The sequence below is a fragment of the Streptococcus parasanguinis genome (genome assembly GCF_901875555.1).
Classification (GTDB): Bacteria; Bacillota; Bacilli; order Lactobacillales; family Streptococcaceae; genus Streptococcus; species Streptococcus parasanguinis_H.
The window spans coordinates 310379-325894 of record NZ_CABFMD010000011.1 but is presented as its reverse complement, the minus strand read 5'-3'; the positions used below and the strand labels follow the sequence as shown (position 1 = coordinate 325894).

At 43.8% G+C, this 15516-nt stretch carries 12 protein-coding genes and 1 riboswitch; of the genes, 1 reads left to right on the top strand and 11 read right to left on the bottom strand.

Annotated features, from left to right (window positions below; genetic code table 11):
• Nucleotides 1-99: 99 nt before the first annotated feature.
• The 7 genes from JX304_RS04245 to JX304_RS04215 all read right to left on the bottom strand — a co-directional run bounded on the left by JX304_RS04245 (nucleotide 100) and on the right by JX304_RS04215 (nucleotide 6771).
• A complete protein-coding gene (locus JX304_RS04245) occupies nucleotides 100-438 on the bottom strand; it encodes a YlbF/YmcA family competence regulator (RefSeq protein ID WP_205011401.1) in 339 nt (112 codons plus the stop codon).
• A 99-nt stretch (nucleotides 439-537) separates the two neighbouring features.
• On the bottom strand, nucleotides 538-1644 hold the full coding sequence (locus JX304_RS04240; protein ID WP_205011400.1) for a prephenate dehydrogenase: 1107 nt from the start codon (nucleotides 1642-1644) through the stop codon (nucleotides 538-540).
• Between the two features lie 16 nt (nucleotides 1645-1660).
• Nucleotides 1661-2827, bottom strand: coding sequence for a chorismate synthase (aroC, locus tag JX304_RS04235; RefSeq protein WP_205011399.1), 1167 nt, complete (start codon nucleotides 2825-2827; stop codon nucleotides 1661-1663).
• Between the two features lie 7 nt (nucleotides 2828-2834).
• The gene (gene aroB, locus JX304_RS04230) at nucleotides 2835-3908 is read right to left on the bottom strand and encodes a 3-dehydroquinate synthase (protein ID WP_205011398.1); all 1074 of its coding nucleotides are present in this window, start codon (nucleotides 3906-3908) and stop codon (nucleotides 2835-2837) included.
• A gap of 163 nt (nucleotides 3909-4071) precedes the next feature.
• Nucleotides 4072-4944: a shikimate dehydrogenase gene (gene aroE / locus JX304_RS04225; RefSeq protein ID WP_205011397.1), complete on the bottom strand. Its 873-nt coding sequence runs from the start codon at nucleotides 4942-4944 to the stop codon at nucleotides 4072-4074.
• Nucleotides 4934-5611 carry a type I 3-dehydroquinate dehydratase gene (aroD, locus tag JX304_RS04220; RefSeq protein WP_205011396.1) on the bottom strand — a complete coding sequence of 226 codons (678 nt, stop codon included), beginning with the start codon at nucleotides 5609-5611 and terminating at the stop codon, nucleotides 4934-4936. The genes aroE and aroD overlap by 11 nt, the downstream gene beginning before the upstream one ends.
• Nucleotides 5608-6771, bottom strand: a complete 1164-nt coding sequence (locus tag JX304_RS04215) for a class I SAM-dependent rRNA methyltransferase (RefSeq protein ID WP_205011395.1) — start codon at nucleotides 6769-6771, stop codon at nucleotides 5608-5610. The genes aroD and JX304_RS04215 overlap by 4 nt, the downstream gene beginning before the upstream one ends.
• A gap of 230 nt (nucleotides 6772-7001) precedes the next feature.
• Between JX304_RS04215 and JX304_RS04210 the strand changes: the two genes are divergently transcribed.
• A complete protein-coding gene (locus JX304_RS04210; protein WP_205011394.1) occupies nucleotides 7002-9161 on the top strand; it encodes an LTA synthase family protein in 2160 nt (719 codons plus the stop codon).
• A gap of 51 nt (nucleotides 9162-9212) precedes the next feature.
• Here JX304_RS04210 and pulA read toward each other — a convergent pair whose 3' ends face one another.
• The 4 genes from pulA to JX304_RS04190 form a co-directional block, all read right to left on the bottom strand.
• Nucleotides 9213-11522, bottom strand: coding sequence for a type I pullulanase (pulA, locus tag JX304_RS04205; RefSeq protein ID WP_205011393.1), 2310 nt, complete (start codon nucleotides 11520-11522; stop codon nucleotides 9213-9215).
• Between the two features lie 80 nt (nucleotides 11523-11602).
• Nucleotides 11603-12565 carry a diacylglycerol kinase family lipid kinase gene (locus JX304_RS04200; protein WP_205011392.1) on the bottom strand — a complete coding sequence of 321 codons (963 nt, stop codon included), beginning with the start codon at nucleotides 12563-12565 and terminating at the stop codon, nucleotides 11603-11605.
• A 9-nt stretch (nucleotides 12566-12574) separates the two neighbouring features.
• Nucleotides 12575-14533 carry an NAD-dependent DNA ligase LigA gene (gene ligA / locus JX304_RS04195; RefSeq protein WP_205011391.1) on the bottom strand — a complete coding sequence of 653 codons (1959 nt, stop codon included), beginning with the start codon at nucleotides 14531-14533 and terminating at the stop codon, nucleotides 12575-12577.
• Between the two features lie 359 nt (nucleotides 14534-14892).
• The gene (locus JX304_RS04190; protein WP_205011390.1) at nucleotides 14893-15402 is read right to left on the bottom strand and encodes a QueT transporter family protein; all 510 of its coding nucleotides are present in this window, start codon (nucleotides 15400-15402) and stop codon (nucleotides 14893-14895) included.
• Nucleotides 15400-15506: riboswitch (PreQ1 riboswitch) on the bottom strand. It overlaps the preceding gene by 3 nt.
• Nucleotides 15507-15516: the final 10 nt, after the last annotated feature.

Here is a 15516-nt window from a genome sequence, read left to right as displayed (position 1 = left end):
TTTCAAGAAAATCCGAATGAAAAAATAGCCTACTGGAGGGACTTTAAAATGATTCCGAACAAAAAGCCAAAGCTGGGAAATCGCTCTGGCTAGACAGTTTTATTGAAATAAATCATCAATCGGTTCAAAGATGATCTTTTCAAGATCTCCAAGATAAATGGACAATTGTTGCTGTTTGGTAAAGAATTCAGTCACAAGAGGACTTGATTGAATCTTATCCATATAGTCCTTCATTTCCTGTTGGACAGCTTCTGTTGGTACTTGTCCAGACTGCATCAAACCTTGCAATTGTTTTTGAAAAGCTAGGTATTCATCAAACAAAGTCTTTGCTTCTGGGTCTGTTTCGATCGCTTGTTTGCTTGCTACAACAGCCTTGTATTCAGGCAGGTCTCGCAGAGTCCGCGAGAGTTCATTTGCTAGATCATAAATATTTGCCATTTCGTTGGCTCCTTTACTGATAAGATACCTCTATTATACCGTTTTTTCCTTTATTTTCCTTAAATGAAGCTAGCATCTAATTCCAATCCTTCTGAAGGCCTAGCGAGCCAGTACGGTATAAGACGTTGCTTTTTGGATCAAGTCTTGGGCGCGCTTTTGATCCTCCGCATGTCGAAAGGTTAGCTGTAAAATCCCGTGGATATCTTCGCGATTTTCTTCATTGATATGGATATTGACCAAGGAAATCCCTTGTAGAAGTTGCAAAATCTCAAGAATGACACCTTCCTTATCTGGTACATCGATAAAGAGATGATAGGCGCTATCGCGCCCAGCAGGCTGATGGATCTGCATTTCTTGTCGGTGCTTTCGCCCTTCTTGGAAAAATGTCCAAATGGCCTCTTGATTATCTGCTTGAATGGTCTCAGCCACCTGATCCAAGCGATCTTTGAAATCAGTGATCCGCTCTAAAATCGCATGAGGGTTGGACAAGAGAATAGAGGTCCACATGCCTGGCTCACTTTCTGCAATCCGAGTCATATCCCGAAAACCACCAGCCGCAAAACGGTTTGCCAGGGGATGCTCCTCTCCATAAGCCACTGCTTGCTCGACCAAAGTGGTCGCCAAAAGATGCGGGAAATGGCTGATCTGGGAGGTGACCCGGTCGTGTTCCTCCGCATCAATTTCGATAAAGCGAGATCCCAGTCCACTCAGCAACTCTTTTAAATTCTCTATTGAGCCGGCTTTGGTTTGACTTGATGGGGTAAAAATATAATAGGCATTTTCAAATAAGGTCGCATCCGCTGCAGCAGCACCTGTCTTGTGACTACCAGCCATAGGGTGACCTCCGACAAAGCGAACAGCCTGATCCTGAAAGACTTGGTCTGCATGGGCCACAATTTCAGCTTTGGTAGAGCCCACATCAGTCACCAGCACTTGGTCTTTCAATGGCAATCGGGACAGAATATCCAGATAAGACTTGGTTTGCTTGATGGGAAGGGCCAAGATAATCACATCTGCTATAGGGGCAAAGAAGGCAAAATCATCTGTTACTTGGTCCACCATTCCTCTTTCAAGGGCGATGTTTCGGGACGCTTCACTTCGATTATAGCCAAGAATGGTCAGGTTTGGGTGGGCTCTCTTAATTCCTAGTGCGAGGGAAGCACCAATCAGGCCCAGACCTGCTATATAAACAACTTTCTTTTCCAATGGAAAACTCTTTCTCTTAAAAATTCTTAGTAAAGTCCCGGTGCTTGGCAACAGCTCCTTTCAATTCTTCCATGTTATCGGATGAGAATTTTTCGAGCACTTCTGTAGCAAGGACCGTTGCCACCACTGCTTCCATCACCACACCTGCAGCTGGCAGAGCTGTTGGGTCGCTACGCTCAACTGTTGCCTTATAAGGCTCATGGGTTTCAATATCTACACTCATCAAGGGTTTGTAAAGAGTCGGAATAGGCTTCATGACGCCACGAACTAGAAGGGGCTCTCCGTTAGTCATGCCCCCTTCAAAGCCACCTAAATTATTGGTCCGACGGGTATAGCCGGTTTCTTTAGACCAGATGATTTCATCCATGACTTGACTTCCTTTTAGGCGACCCGCCTCAAACCCTAGACCAAACTCCACTCCCTTAAAGGCATTGATAGAAACCACTCCTTGAGCAATTTTTGCATCTAATTTCTTGTCCCATTGCACATAAGATCCTAGTCCAACTGGGACACCACCAACAATGGTTTCCACGATTCCACCGATGGTATCACCATCTTTTTTCACTTGGTCAATGTAAGACTTAATGGCTTCTTCTTGTTCTGGCACAACAATCGAAACTTCCGACTTCGCTGCCTTTTCCTTGATTTCGGAAACAGTTAGATTTTCAGGAACGGCAATCTCGATTCCTCCAAAATTGACAATGTGACTCGCTACATCCACACCAATCTCTTCTAAAATCCGTTTGGCCACGGCACCAACAGCGACGCGCATGGTCGTCTCACGGGCGGAAGAACGCTCTAGAGAATTACGAAGATCTGAAAAACGGTATTTCATCCCTCCGACTAGATCGGCATGACCAGGACGCGGCTTGGTAATCTTTCGCAGATTTTTCTTTTTCTCTTCGACCGGTGCCACATTCATAATCTCCAACCATTTTTGGTGGTCCAAATTGGTCACATTTAGGGTAATCGGACCACCCATAGTCAAGCCATGACGGACTCCCGATGTAATCTCGACCCGGTCACTCTCGATTTTCATCCGTGCTCCCCGACCATAGCCCCCTTGGCGGCGTTTGAGTTCTTTATTAATATCTTCTTCTGATAAGGGAAGTCCTGCTGGAACGCCCTCAATAATGGCGGTTAGCCGAGGTCCATGGGACTCACCTGCTGTCAAATATCTCATATCGACCTTATTCCTTTCTTTCTAAGAATTCCTTCATTTCCTGAAGAGGAATTTGATGAATCGCTGCTTGACCTAATTCTGGCACAATCACTAGTTTTAAGCTATTCCCACGCGCTTTTTTGTCATGAGTCAAGGCTTGATAAAGGGTTTCTGGATCCCAGTGCTCATAGGCCACCGGAAGTCCAAATTTCCGACACATTTCTTCGATTTGTTGGCTGATTCCCTTTGGCATCAAGCCCTTTTCTTCAGCGACTCGTGAGAGCTGCACCATACCCATACTAACAGCTTCTCCGTGCATGACCTGTCCATAGCCAGCTGTTGCTTCAATGGCATGCCCAATGGTATGACCAAAATTGAGATAGAGTCGAATCCCATTGTCCAGCTCATCAGCCACCACATGGTCGCGCTTGACCAGACAAGAATGAGAAATGATACTCTCTGCATGCTCTAAAATACTTTCGACAGAGCCATCCATCGTTTCCAACTCTTGCCAAAGTTCCGTATCTTGGATGAGACCGTACTTGATCACTTCGCCCATCCCCTCGATCAATTCGCGCCGACCTAAGGTACTCAACACATCAGGATCAATGAACACACCGTCCGGTTGGGCAAAGGTGCCCACCATGTTTTTGGCAAAGGCTGTGTTGACCCCAGTCTTTCCACCGATAGAGGAATCCACCTGAGCCGTTAAGCTAGTCGGGATCTGAACAAAGGAAATTCCCCGCATATAGGTAGAAGCCGCAAAGCCAGCCAAATCACCGACTACGCCACCACCAAGAGCGACGATTCCATCACTGCGCGTCATGCCCTCAGTGGCTAGAAATTCATAGACCTTGGATACAGTGGTCAGATTTTTCCGCTCCTCACCTTTAAGAAATTCAAAGCGCACCACTTGAAAACCAGCCTCCTTGATACTCGCCTCAACAGTAGAAGCATAGAGCTTGGCCACGTGGTTATCTGAAATGATCGCTACCTTTTTCTCTCCCCAAAGAGAGCGGAGCCAAGTCCCAACTCGCTTGAGGCCACCTTTTTCAATCACAATCTCATAGGGATGTCCTGGAATGGCTACTGTTACCTTCATGGGAATCTCCTTTCTGCTTTCTCTTTGTAACTATCTTATCATGAAATAAGGCACATGTCTCAAACAAAATGAAAAAGAGACTAGAGCAAGACTGTTTTTTTAAAAATCAGTTCTTGTTCTAATCTCATAAAGCTTTTTCAATAGGAAAAGGTAAAACCCTCTCTTAGTCACATACAAGTTGGCGATATTCTGTTGTCAATGCTTCCCATACAGACTCTGTAGGAAATACTTTCCCAGTCATCAATTCAAAGGCTGCTTCAGCTTGATAAAAGAGCATTCCCAAGCCATTCAAGGTACGATTTCCCTGCTCCCTCCCAAGCTTGAGAAAGGGGGTAGCCGCAGGATAATAAGCCATATCTGCGATGAAGGCATGAGATGGAAAGCTAAGATGAGGCCCTATCGGAAGCGAGTGACCATCCATCCCTACGCCTGTTGCATTTAAGATCAGGTCTGCCTGATCAAAAGATGCTTGTAGGTCTTGATCATTTTCGATCGCCCCAAGCTGAATTGAAACACCAAAAGCCTTTTCGAGGCCCTCAAGAGTAGCCTGGTAGTATGTCAAACGCTCTTTTCTAACAAAAACCGTGATTTGTTTGACCCCGAGCTTGATGGCCTGTGCAATAATCGCTAAAGCTGCACCACCTGCCCCTAAGACAACCATTGTTTTTCCCTTAATGGAGAAAGCTGGATGTAGACTACGAAAAAAACCAATCCCATCTGTATTATAGCCCTTAAGCTTGCCATCACGGTGAACGATGGTATTGACAGAGCCGATCTTTAGGGCCATCTCATCAACCTCATCTAGATAAGGAAAGACCTTCTGCTTAAAAGGCATAGAGATGTTGGCCCCAATCATATCTAAGGTCCGGATTTGAGAGATGGTACTTTCTAGGTTTTCTTCTGCTATATCCCAGGCTAAATAAACCGCATTGGTCGCTGTTAGTTCATAGGCTAGATTATGGATGAAAGGAGAGATACTATGACGAATCGGATGGGCAATAACCGCTGCCATCCGAGTATAGCCGTCAATCTTCATTTAATAACTCCCGAATTCTTCTCATATTTTCAAGAGGGATTTGACCTGGCGCACTTCCTTCTCCGACTCTAGCATAAGACCAAGAAGAGCCTGTCAAATCAGCTGTCAAGCGCGAAATCTTCCCGACCTTACCCATGGAAATCGTTACATATTCTTGCTCAGGATTCAGCGTCTTGAAACCGCGCGTATAATTCATCAAATCAAGAACATCTTGTTCATTGTGGGCCATGACGGATACCTTGACCAATTTTGGAGAAAAGCTAGTTAATTCCGATAAGATCTCCATCATATTTTCCGGTGTCTCTTGGAAATTATGGTAGCTGAGCACAAGATTTGAAAATTCCAACATCTCTTCAAAGACGTCACGATGGCTATAAAACTCGAAATCGATATAATCCGGATGATAGATAGATTGAATATCTTTCAGGATCCCAACATATTCCTCATTGGTCAGCTCCATCTCCCCACCTTCAGCTCGAGTCCGTAAGGTGAATAAAATTTCGCGTCCAGCAAATTTTTCAAATACTGCTGGAGCAACGGTTAAGATCTCGTTTTTTTCTAAAAAGTCCGCACGCCACTCAATGACATCCGCATCCTCGTAACGCAAACCATCTAGTTGTTGCGCCTCTTCTAAGGAGCGAGGCATAATCGAAACAACTAACTTCATACATCCACCCTAATCGTAAATACTTTTAAGTAATTACTACTTTCTTCTTTCTTGTTCCATCGAAAATCTCCCGGAAGGCCGTATTCCGCTACATAGCGATGCTTACGCCCTTGAAATCCCTTTTCGATTTGTTTTTTAAATTTTTCTTTGGACACATTTGCCGCATTGGTACTGAGAATCAAGGTCCCACCTGGATTTAAAATCTCGAGGGCCTCGCTCACCAACCGATGATAGTCTTTAGCGACTGAAAAGGTCCGTTTTTTATTCCGCGCAAAGCTAGGCGGATCGAGTACGATCACATCATAGCTTAGGTCATGGCGTTTGGCATATTTGTAATAGTCAAAGACATCCATCACGACAAAACGATGAGCATCCAGCGCCAAGCCATTTGCCACAAAATGCGCTTCTGATAATTCTTTACTTCTCTTAGCTAGATCAACCGAAGTTGTTTCAATTGCTCCACCCATTGCCGCAGCTACAGAGAAGGCCGCCGTATAAGAGAACATATTGAGCAAGGACTGGCCAGCTGCTAAGCCCTCTACCAAGCTACCTCGAACTTCATGCTGATCCAAAAAGATTCCCGTCATCAAGCCATCATTGAGAAAGACTTGGTAAGAGACCCCATTTTCCAGAATTAAAAATTCTTGCGGAGCTTCTTCACCATACACATGGGCCGATTCATAGTCCAAGCCTTTAAAGCGAATCTTTTCATAACCGCCTCGGACTTCTGGAAAAACCTCTTGAAAGGCCACCAGAATGGTTTCCCTGATTTGAAATACGAAGGGATTGTACCAAGAAAAGACAACAAACTCATCATATAAGTCAACCGTAAAGCCACCAAAACCATCTCCCTCTTGGTTAAAGAGGCGAAAGGCTGTTGTCATTGCATCCGCATAATAAGAACGACGATATTGCTTGGATTTGATGAAAAGCTTTTTAAAAAAGTCTTTATCAAAAGCGACTAACTCTTGCGAAACAAACCATCCAATCCCTTTATTTTGTTCAGATAAGTATCCGACTCCTAAGGATTGTCCATCTCCTGAAAGCAATTGAACCACTTGATCTAAGACAGGAAGCGAGTCAAAATCTTGCTTTTCAAGAAGGGATTGTCCTTGTTTTAATTTTCGAGCTACTTGCCGACTGACTGTGAGTTTTTTCATACCCTCTATTATAGCAAAAGTCTGCAGTTTTCACAAAGGGAGGCTTTATTTACTGGAACTTTTTTTACCATTTTATCGTAGCTCTCATCATTTAGATTTAAACGATAAAAAATACCGGATCTTTCCTATTTCTTTCCTTTCCTTTACAGTCATTTTTTTCTTTCTCCATAAAAATGTGGTATACTTATATATGAAAATTTTTAGGAAATAAGACAAGGAAGTAACATTTTGTGAAAAAAATTACGAATTCGATACTCAATTTCATGAGTACCAGACTAGGATTTGTCTTGACCCTTCTGTTGCTCTACTGGTTCAAAACCATGTGGGCCTATTCAGTAGATTTTAATTTAGACATTCAGGGACCGTATCAGATTTTTCTAGCAGTCATCAACCCATTACCGATTAGTCTGCTCTTCATTGGTCTTGCACTTTATATCAAACGAACCAAGCTCTTCTATAGTTTGGCCTTTGGGATCTACCTTCTCTTATTTGTTTGGTTGATTTCCAATTCCATCTATTATCGCGAATTTACAGACTTTGTAACAGTTAATACCATGTTGGCTTCCAGCAAGGTTTCTGCCGGTCTCGGAGCTGCTGCTTTAGAATTGTTCCGCCCTTGGGATGTGATTTACATTCTAGATTTTCCCATTCTAGCTTTCTTCTTCTTTAAGAAATGGATTCGAATGGACAATCGTCCCTTCAATAAACGAGCTAGTTTTGCGGTTACGTCCTTATCAGCTATGCTCTTTTCGGCCAACCTTTTCCTTGCAGAAATTGACCGACCTGAGCTCCTGACTCGTGGGTTCTCAAACTACTATGTCGTTCGTGCCCTAGGCTTACCGGCCTTTCTGGGTTACAGTGCTAATCAGACCTATGCGGCTAACAAAGAACGTTCCAAAGCCTCCGAAGCAGATCTAAAACCGGTGGAAGAATATATCCAACAGCATTATGCCAAGCCTAATCCTGAATACTTTGGAATGGCTAAAGGCCGTAACGTCATTTACATTCACTTGGAAAGTTTCCAACAATTCTTGATCGATTACAAGTTGAAAGTAGACGATAAAGAATATGAGGTGACACCTTTCTTAAACTCACTCTACCACTCGAAGGAAACCTTTGCCTTTTCAAATGTCTTTAACCAAGTCAAGGCAGGGAAAACCTCCGATGCTGAGACCATGATTGAAACAGGGCTCTTTGGACTCAACCAAGGTTCCTTTATGGTGAACTATGGTGGAACCAATACCCAACAGGCTGCACCATTTATTCTTTCAAAAAATGGTTACAACTCGAGCGCTGTTTTCCACGGGAATGCTGGAAGTTTCTGGAATCGAAATACCGCCTATAAACAATGGGGCTACAATTACTTCTTTGATGCCAGCTACTTCACCAAACAAAACAGCAGCAACTCCTTCCAGTATGGTCTTAATGACAAATACATGCTCAAGGATTCCATCAAATACCTCGAACGCTTGCAACAGCCTTTCTATACCAAGTTCATTACGGTTTCCAACCACTACCCTTATACGACCAGCTTGTCAGGAGATGATCTTGGCTTCCCTCTAGCTAAGACACAGGACGAAACCATCAATGGCTACTTTGCGACCGCTAACTACCTCGATTCATCCATCAAGGCTTTCTTTGATTACTTGAAAGAATCTGGTCTTTACAAAAATTCCATCATCGTCCTCTATGGGGACCACTACGGAATTTCAAACTCTCGCAACCCAGCTCTCGCCCCACTGCTTGGCAAGAACTCTGAGACCTGGTCTAGTTATGACAATGCCATGTTGCAACGAGTACCCTATATGGTAGTCATTCCGGGTATGAATAAGGGAGGAATCATCGATACCTATGGTGGTGAGATCGATATGCTCCCAACCTTGGAACATTTGCTGGGCATTGAGTCCAACAAATTTCTCCAAGTTGGTCAAGACATGCTCTCACCAGAACATGATCAAATCGTAGCCTTCCGCTCCGCTAACTACTTTGTAACTCCTGAGTATACGAGCTATAGTGGCCGGACCTATTACACAAAAACAGGTGAGGAAATCACTAATCCTGATGAAAAAACCAAGGAAGAATTGGACAAAATTAGGGAAGCCGCTAACCTTCAATTAAAGATCAGCGATAGCATCCAGACCGGTGACCTCCTCCGCTTCTTCAAGGGCAATGATCTTGGAAAAGTCAATCCAGATGATTATTCCTATACCAATTCCTTCAAGGCATTGAAGAAGATTGAAAAGGAAAAAGGTGACAAATCAACCAGCCTTTATAACCAACGTGGCAACCAGTCCACTGTCGATCTCTTCAAGGCACCAACTTATAAAGAATTGCACCCAGAAGATGATAGTTCTTCCTCAACTGAGACGAGCAGCAGTTCTTCTAAATAAAAGCAACCCCTGAGTAAAAACTCAGGGGTTTTGCGATTTCTTAAAGAAGTATTATACCTTACTTTTATCTAAGACTTCAAAAATAGAAGCTGTTAAATTCTCCACATAGAAGGGACGTTTATGGCGACTATTACCAACCATTAATTTCAATTTATCTGAATTTTGGAGGTAATATGGAAGCCCGCTGGCGTTAAATATTACCAAGTACTTCTTGTCTCCTGTTAGTTCATAGATGACAAGACCACTGGTATCTGTCGCAGATTGGATAAAGACTTGTTGGTAGATGTTATCATAGCTTTCAAGCGCTAAGACAGGAAGACTTGTCTTCAAGGCGATCAAGCTTCGGATATAGGCAATTGATTCCTTGTTCTGACTGACCAGATCCCAATTGACCTGATTCACAAAATCTGGAGCATTGTAGGAATTCATGGCCCGCTCACGATCCAAAGGTGTGATCTCTCCATCAGGACCTGTCGCTACCAATTTAGTCCGCATAAACTCTTGACCCAATTGCATAAAGGTCATACCCTGGAAGAGCAGGTTCATGGCCGTAGCCAACTCTGAGCGCTTGACCAAGCCTGCTACTTCTTCATTTGGATGGAGGGTCTGAAGCAAGTCATAGAGATTATAATTGTCATGAGCCTCCACATAATTCAAGACCTGATTCGGACTTAAATAATGACCCAGCTCCGCACTACCTAGAACAGCACGCGCAACGATATTCTCTGTTGATTTTCGGCTGACAAAGCCACGTTTGATGGAACCATAAACCTCAGCCCCTTTAATAGCATCGCGCTCCGTGTCATTAAAGAATCCAATACGTGGCAATTGGGCCGCATTGTCTTTCTTAGCCTTATCCTCTGGTGCGAGACCGGTTCCCATGTCCCAACCTTCTCCATAAAGGAGAATGCGAGGATCCAGAGCATCCATCGCCTCCCGAATAGCATTCATTGTCGTCACATCGTGAATGCCCATCAAATCAAAGCGGAAGCCATCAATCTGGTACTCTTTGACCCAGTGCGTGAGGGAATCAATCATGTACTTGCGGTACATTTCATGCTCACTCGCCGTTTCATTACCGACACCTGTCCCATTTTGGAAGCGCCCATCTGGTTCCATCCGGTAATAATAATCCGGAACTATATTTTGGAAAGGACCATGCTCAGTTGAGTAGATATGATTGTAGACCACATCTATGACTACAGAAATCCCAGCGTCATGATAAGCCCGGATCATCGTTTTAAGCTCTTTCATGGTTTGTTTGGGATTGGATGGATCCGTTGAAAAACTGGTTTCTGGTGCAGAATAATTCTGAACGTCGTAACCCCAATTGTAGGTCACACGACCTTCTTCATCATACTGTTTATAGCGATCAGATATCGGCTGCAATTGCACGACATTGACCCCTAACTGACGGATATAATCAAAGGCAGTCGCATCGCCATGGCTATTGACGGTTCCTTCTTGGCAAGCCCCCAGATAGGTCCCACGTAAAGACTCGTCCACACCTGATGTCGGTGACTTGGTCAAATCCCGAAGGTGCATCTCATAGATCACTGCTTGACAAGGATTGTCCAAGCGCCAGGGAGTCGCATCGGCGCCTTTTTTAGGACCCCAATCAAACTGACGATCTACTCGTGAAAGAATGGCTGAGCGCATCCCATCGGCTGTCGTTGCAATGCTATAAGGATCGCGCGTCACTTGAGTATGATGCTCAAAATGAACCCGGTACTGGTAGGCCATACCGCTCAAGGTTCCCAGAAAATCGAGAATCCATACACCTTGTGTATTCTCAGGGTGATAGCTCGACTCCTGCTTGCCACGCATCATTGGAATAGTTTTCCAAATAGGGGCATCTACCTCTGTTGATTGATAGAGTAGCAACTCCACCTTTTTAGCTGTTGGAGCCCACAATTTAAAGCAAAATTCCCCATCTTCCTCGCGATACCCTAGCCAGCCCTGGTAGGCCCACTTGGCATCGAAATCCTTGGCATGGGTCGCCATATCATAGGCATGTGGCTGACGGTGTGAATAAGAATGGCTGGTCACCGCTGCTTGAAGCGAATAATAAACCGTATCATCCCCATCCAGAATCCATACTTCACGAACCAAGCCCTCTGGTAAGAGTTCAATTTCAAAGTCACGTGTTTTGGTGGACCAATTGGCTTCTTTTACCAAGACATGACCACGATTAAGAGGCACTTCACTCTGAAAGACTAGATTGCCCTCCACTCCAAAATAATCCAATTTTGAGAAGGGGACAGATTTCCCCTCAACGTAATCCTGCCACTGCCAGAGGTCATATGCAAAATAATTTCCTTTTCGTCTGTGAAAATGGATCTTCACATAGTATTCACGCATTTCAATTTCCTATTTCCATTATGATTACAAAGGAACCACTCGCTCTTGTCTATGGCGAATGGTCCTTCAACTAGTTGGCCTTATGATTCCGAATTGTGAACCAAGGCGTCATTATTGATTTCATCAATATTTGCAAAAAATTCCAAATGATTATGGAAAACTTCCAATTCTACCGGAGTATCTCCCCCATATTCGCCATCTAGATTGATGCGGAATGGTTGAGCATTTTTCCCTAACATTTCGATCGACAACTTCTTGGTCTTGAGATATTCTACATTTTCATCGTGCACATGCTTGCCTCCATTAATGGCCTGAATCATCAAGGACAACATGTTAAAGAGGTTAGCAGTTTTTACGATAATCAAGGTAAAATTCCCATCATCAAGCTTGGCATCGGGTGCCACGCTTTCAAAGCCCGCAATAGAGTTGGTCAAAGCCACAAAAATCATCGAAGCTGGACCTTCAAAAACGCCATTATCGTGCTCAATCCGCACCTTCCGAGCCTTGTTTCGCGGCAACATTTTGGCTGCTTCAGCAACATAAGCAAAGTAACCCAAGCGAGATTTGACACTACTTGGTACACTGAAAGTCAATTCTGTCATGGTTCCTGCTGCAGCAATATTGATAAAATACTTGGTCCCATAGGCACGACCAATATCCATTTGAATGGTTTGATTCTTTTCAATAATGCGGGCAGCTGCCACAGGATCTCCCATCGGGATCTTCAAGGCACGCGCATAGTCATTGGTTGTACCGGTTGGGATAAAGGCCATCTGCGGACGATTTTCCAGACCTGCAACTCCATTAACCACTTCATTAATCGTGCCATCTCCACCAGCAGCAATGATGAGATCAAAGCCTGCTTTGGCGGCTCTTTCTGCTTCATTTTGAGCAGAAAATGGTTCTGGAGTCGTTTGATAGGCACTGGTTTCGTAGCCCACATCTTCGAGTACATCCAAGACTTCCGCAATATTTTTCTTGATAATTTCTTGCCCAGAGGTCGGATTATAAATTAAACGGGCTTTTTTGATTCGTTCTACCATAAGGATCCTCTACAAACTTTCAAGCCAGGCCTCATCTTCTACCTGGATTCCTAATTCTTGTGCTTTGGTTAATTTGCTACCAGCGTCACTACCTGCTACAACCAAATCTGTTTTTTTGGAAACTGATCCAGTTACCTTGGCACCCAGACTCTCTAATTTTGCCTTTGCTTCTGAACGCGTGAGTCGCTCTAGTTTCCCAGTCAAAACGACTGTCATTCCTGAAAGGGCCGCATCAGCAGCAACTTTTTCACCAAGGTAGGTCAGATTGACGCCAGCTTCTTTCAATTCATGCAGGAGACGCTTGGATCCCTCTTGTGCGAAATAAGACTTGAGACTTTCAGCCACGACCATACCGAGACTATCAATGCTGGCAATCCGTTCTGGATCAGCGGTAGCCAGTTGATCGAGGTCATGGAATTCTTGGAGCAAGATTTGACTGACCTTGCTTCCGACATGTCGGATTCCCAAACCAAAGAGTAACTTCTCTGCCGAATTTTCTTTGGAAGCTTGAATGGCGTCATAGAGCTTCTCTGCTGACTTTTCTTTAAAGCCTTCTAAGGTCAATAGATCCTCTACAGTGAGTCGGTAGATCCCAGCCACATCCTCTACCAACTGAGCTACGAAGAGTTTCTCTACAACAGCAGGCCCCAAGCCTGTAATATTCATAGCATCTCGACTAGCAAAGTGGATCAGGCCTTCCTTGATTTGAGCTGGACAGAGTGGATTGATACAACGTAGGGCCACCTCATCCTCGAAATGGAGGAGTTGACTTTGACAGCTCGGACAATTGGTCGGAATTGCAAGTGGTAGATCAGATACTCGCTTATCCGTGACAACTCGTAAAACAGCAGGAATGATATCTCCAGCCTTATAGACAATCACCGTATCTTCTTGATGAATATCCTTTTCAGCAATATAGTCCACATTGTGCAAGGTTGCCCGACTAACAGTGGTTCCTGCTAGCTGGACTGGAGTTAGGTTGGCAGTTGGCGTCACGACACCGGTCCGTCCAACCGTCCAATCCACTGATAGGATTTTCGCTTCTTTTTCTTCAGCTGGAAACTTATACGCGACAGCCCATTTAGGAGCTTTTACGGTAAAGCCTAGTTCTTCTTGAACAGCTAGATCATTGACCTTGATGACGATCCCATCGATATCATAGGGAAGATCCTCTCGAAACTGAGCTACCTTCTGGATAAAGTCCCAAATTTGCTCCATATCCTCTGCCAACACTCGCTCTTGGTTCACGACAAACCCTAAGCGAGCTAATTTCTCAAGCACCCCTTCCTGACTGTTTTGATCAGTCGGACTCACTTCTTGATACAAGAAGGTCGCAAGATTTCGCTTGGCCACGATTTTCGTATCCAATTGGCGAAGTGTTCCTGCAGCAGCATTTCGTGGATTAGCAAACTCAGGCTCGCCATTTTCTTGACGGATCTGATTGACCCGATCAAAGGAAGCCCGTGGCATGTAGCACTCGCCTCGAACTGTAATGTTCACTGGCTCTGGTAACACCAAAGGAATGTCCTTGACCCGCTTGAGATTCTCTGTAATATCCTCACCAACAGAACCATCCCCACGTGTCGCTCCTGTTACAAGGACACCGTTTTCATAGGTGAGGGAAATGGACAAGCCATCGATCTTCAACTCGCATACATAGCTGATGGAAGGAAATTCCTTACGGACACGCTGATCAAAAGCTTCTAATTCTTCGCGCGAAAAAGCATCCTGCAAACTATAAAGGGGATACTGGTGCTGGTATTTAGTAAAGCCTTTTAAAACTACACCGCCTACACGGTGAGTTGGACTCTCTGGTAAGACCTCATCTGGATGAGCAGTTTCTAGTTCTACCAACTCCCGATATAATTGATCATATTCACTATCTGAAACAGATGGAGCGTCTTTTGTGTAATACTCATAAGCATAACGATTGAGTAATTCCACTAATTCTTTCATTCTGGTTTCCATGTTCTTATTTTATCATAAAATCTTAATTTAGCCTTGAATTTAGTGCATTCTTAGTATTAAAAAAAGAGCCAAAGCTCCTTCTAAAAACGTAGACAAATCAGCCATTCAAATATAACCTATGAAAAATCAAATCTGAAAAATAACGATTCTAATTTTGAGTTTTTCAAACTTATACTGAAACTTTCCGCTGTGAGAAAAGTGCCTGAAACACAATTGTTTCAGGCACTCGGATGATTGAGACCTTAGACTCAATCATTAGTCATGGAACTTCTCCGAAGTTCGCTGACGTCCGTACTCGATTAAGGAAAGTTTCAAAGAAGTAATTTCCTTCATTTGAGGGGAGACAAAGCTCCCTTTTCTTATTTTGTAAAATCAATCCGTTTAGAAAGTTGATTGATCACAATCGCTCCAAAAATCAAGGATGCAAATTCACCCACTCCCATGGTCAACCAGTTATAGAAGAATGGTTGGCCTTGAAGGTAATAAAGTTCCAAGGCAATCGTAAACATGGAAATGGAAAAGAAAATCGCAAACAAGAAATGGTCTAAGCGAATAAGACCGTCGAATAAGAACTTGTTTTTGAAACGACCAAATAGAATGAGTCCAAGTCCTAAGAAGACAAAGGTTGAACCTCCACCGACAAAGACATCGATCCATCCAAAACTAAATAAGTTAGCAATCATACAACCGATGGTTACCGCAATCAAGTACTTCTTATTGTAGAAAGCTAAGAAATTCATCATCTCCGAAACACGGAATTGATAGCCATAGTAGGCCATGGCATTGAGAGGTGGGGTTATGGTTAATACGATATAAATCGCAGCAACAATGGCAATTTGCGCCATATCACGAGCAGTTAACTGTTTCATCTATTCTCCTTTAGCGGTTTTTCCGCGTGTAATATGCTTGGCGAAAGGATCTTAAGCACCAAGGGTTGAAGGTTTGATTTCTTCAACCTTTCAAGTATAGCATATTTTGAGGTT

Bases quoted from the DNA above. Each gene is read 5' to 3' on its own strand.
- JX304_RS04245 (WP_205011401.1), bottom strand. From the start codon at position 438: ATGGCAAATATTTATGATCTAGCAAATGAACTCTCGCGGACTCTGCGA.
- aroC (WP_205011399.1), bottom strand. From the start codon at position 2,827: ATGAGATATTTGACAGCAGGTGAGTCCCATGGACCTCGGCTAACCGCC.
- aroB (WP_205011398.1), bottom strand. From the start codon at position 3,908: ATGAAGGTAACAGTAGCCATTCCAGGACATCCCTATGAGATTGTGATT.
- aroE (WP_205011397.1), bottom strand. From the start codon at position 4,944: ATGAAGATTGACGGCTATACTCGGATGGCAGCGGTTATTGCCCATCCG.
- aroD (WP_205011396.1), bottom strand. From the start codon at position 5,611: ATGAAGTTAGTTGTTTCGATTATGCCTCGCTCCTTAGAAGAGGCGCAA.
- JX304_RS04215 (WP_205011395.1), bottom strand. From the start codon at position 6,771: ATGAAAAAACTCACAGTCAGTCGGCAAGTAGCTCGAAAATTAAAACAA.
- pulA (WP_205011393.1), bottom strand. From the start codon at position 11,522: ATGCGTGAATACTATGTGAAGATCCATTTTCACAGACGAAAAGGAAAT.
- JX304_RS04200 (WP_205011392.1), bottom strand. From the start codon at position 12,565: ATGGTAGAACGAATCAAAAAAGCCCGTTTAATTTATAATCCGACCTCT.
- ligA (WP_205011391.1), bottom strand. From the start codon at position 14,533: ATGGAAACCAGAATGAAAGAATTAGTGGAATTACTCAATCGTTATGCT.
- JX304_RS04190 (WP_205011390.1), bottom strand. From the start codon at position 15,402: ATGAAACAGTTAACTGCTCGTGATATGGCGCAAATTGCCATTGTTGCT.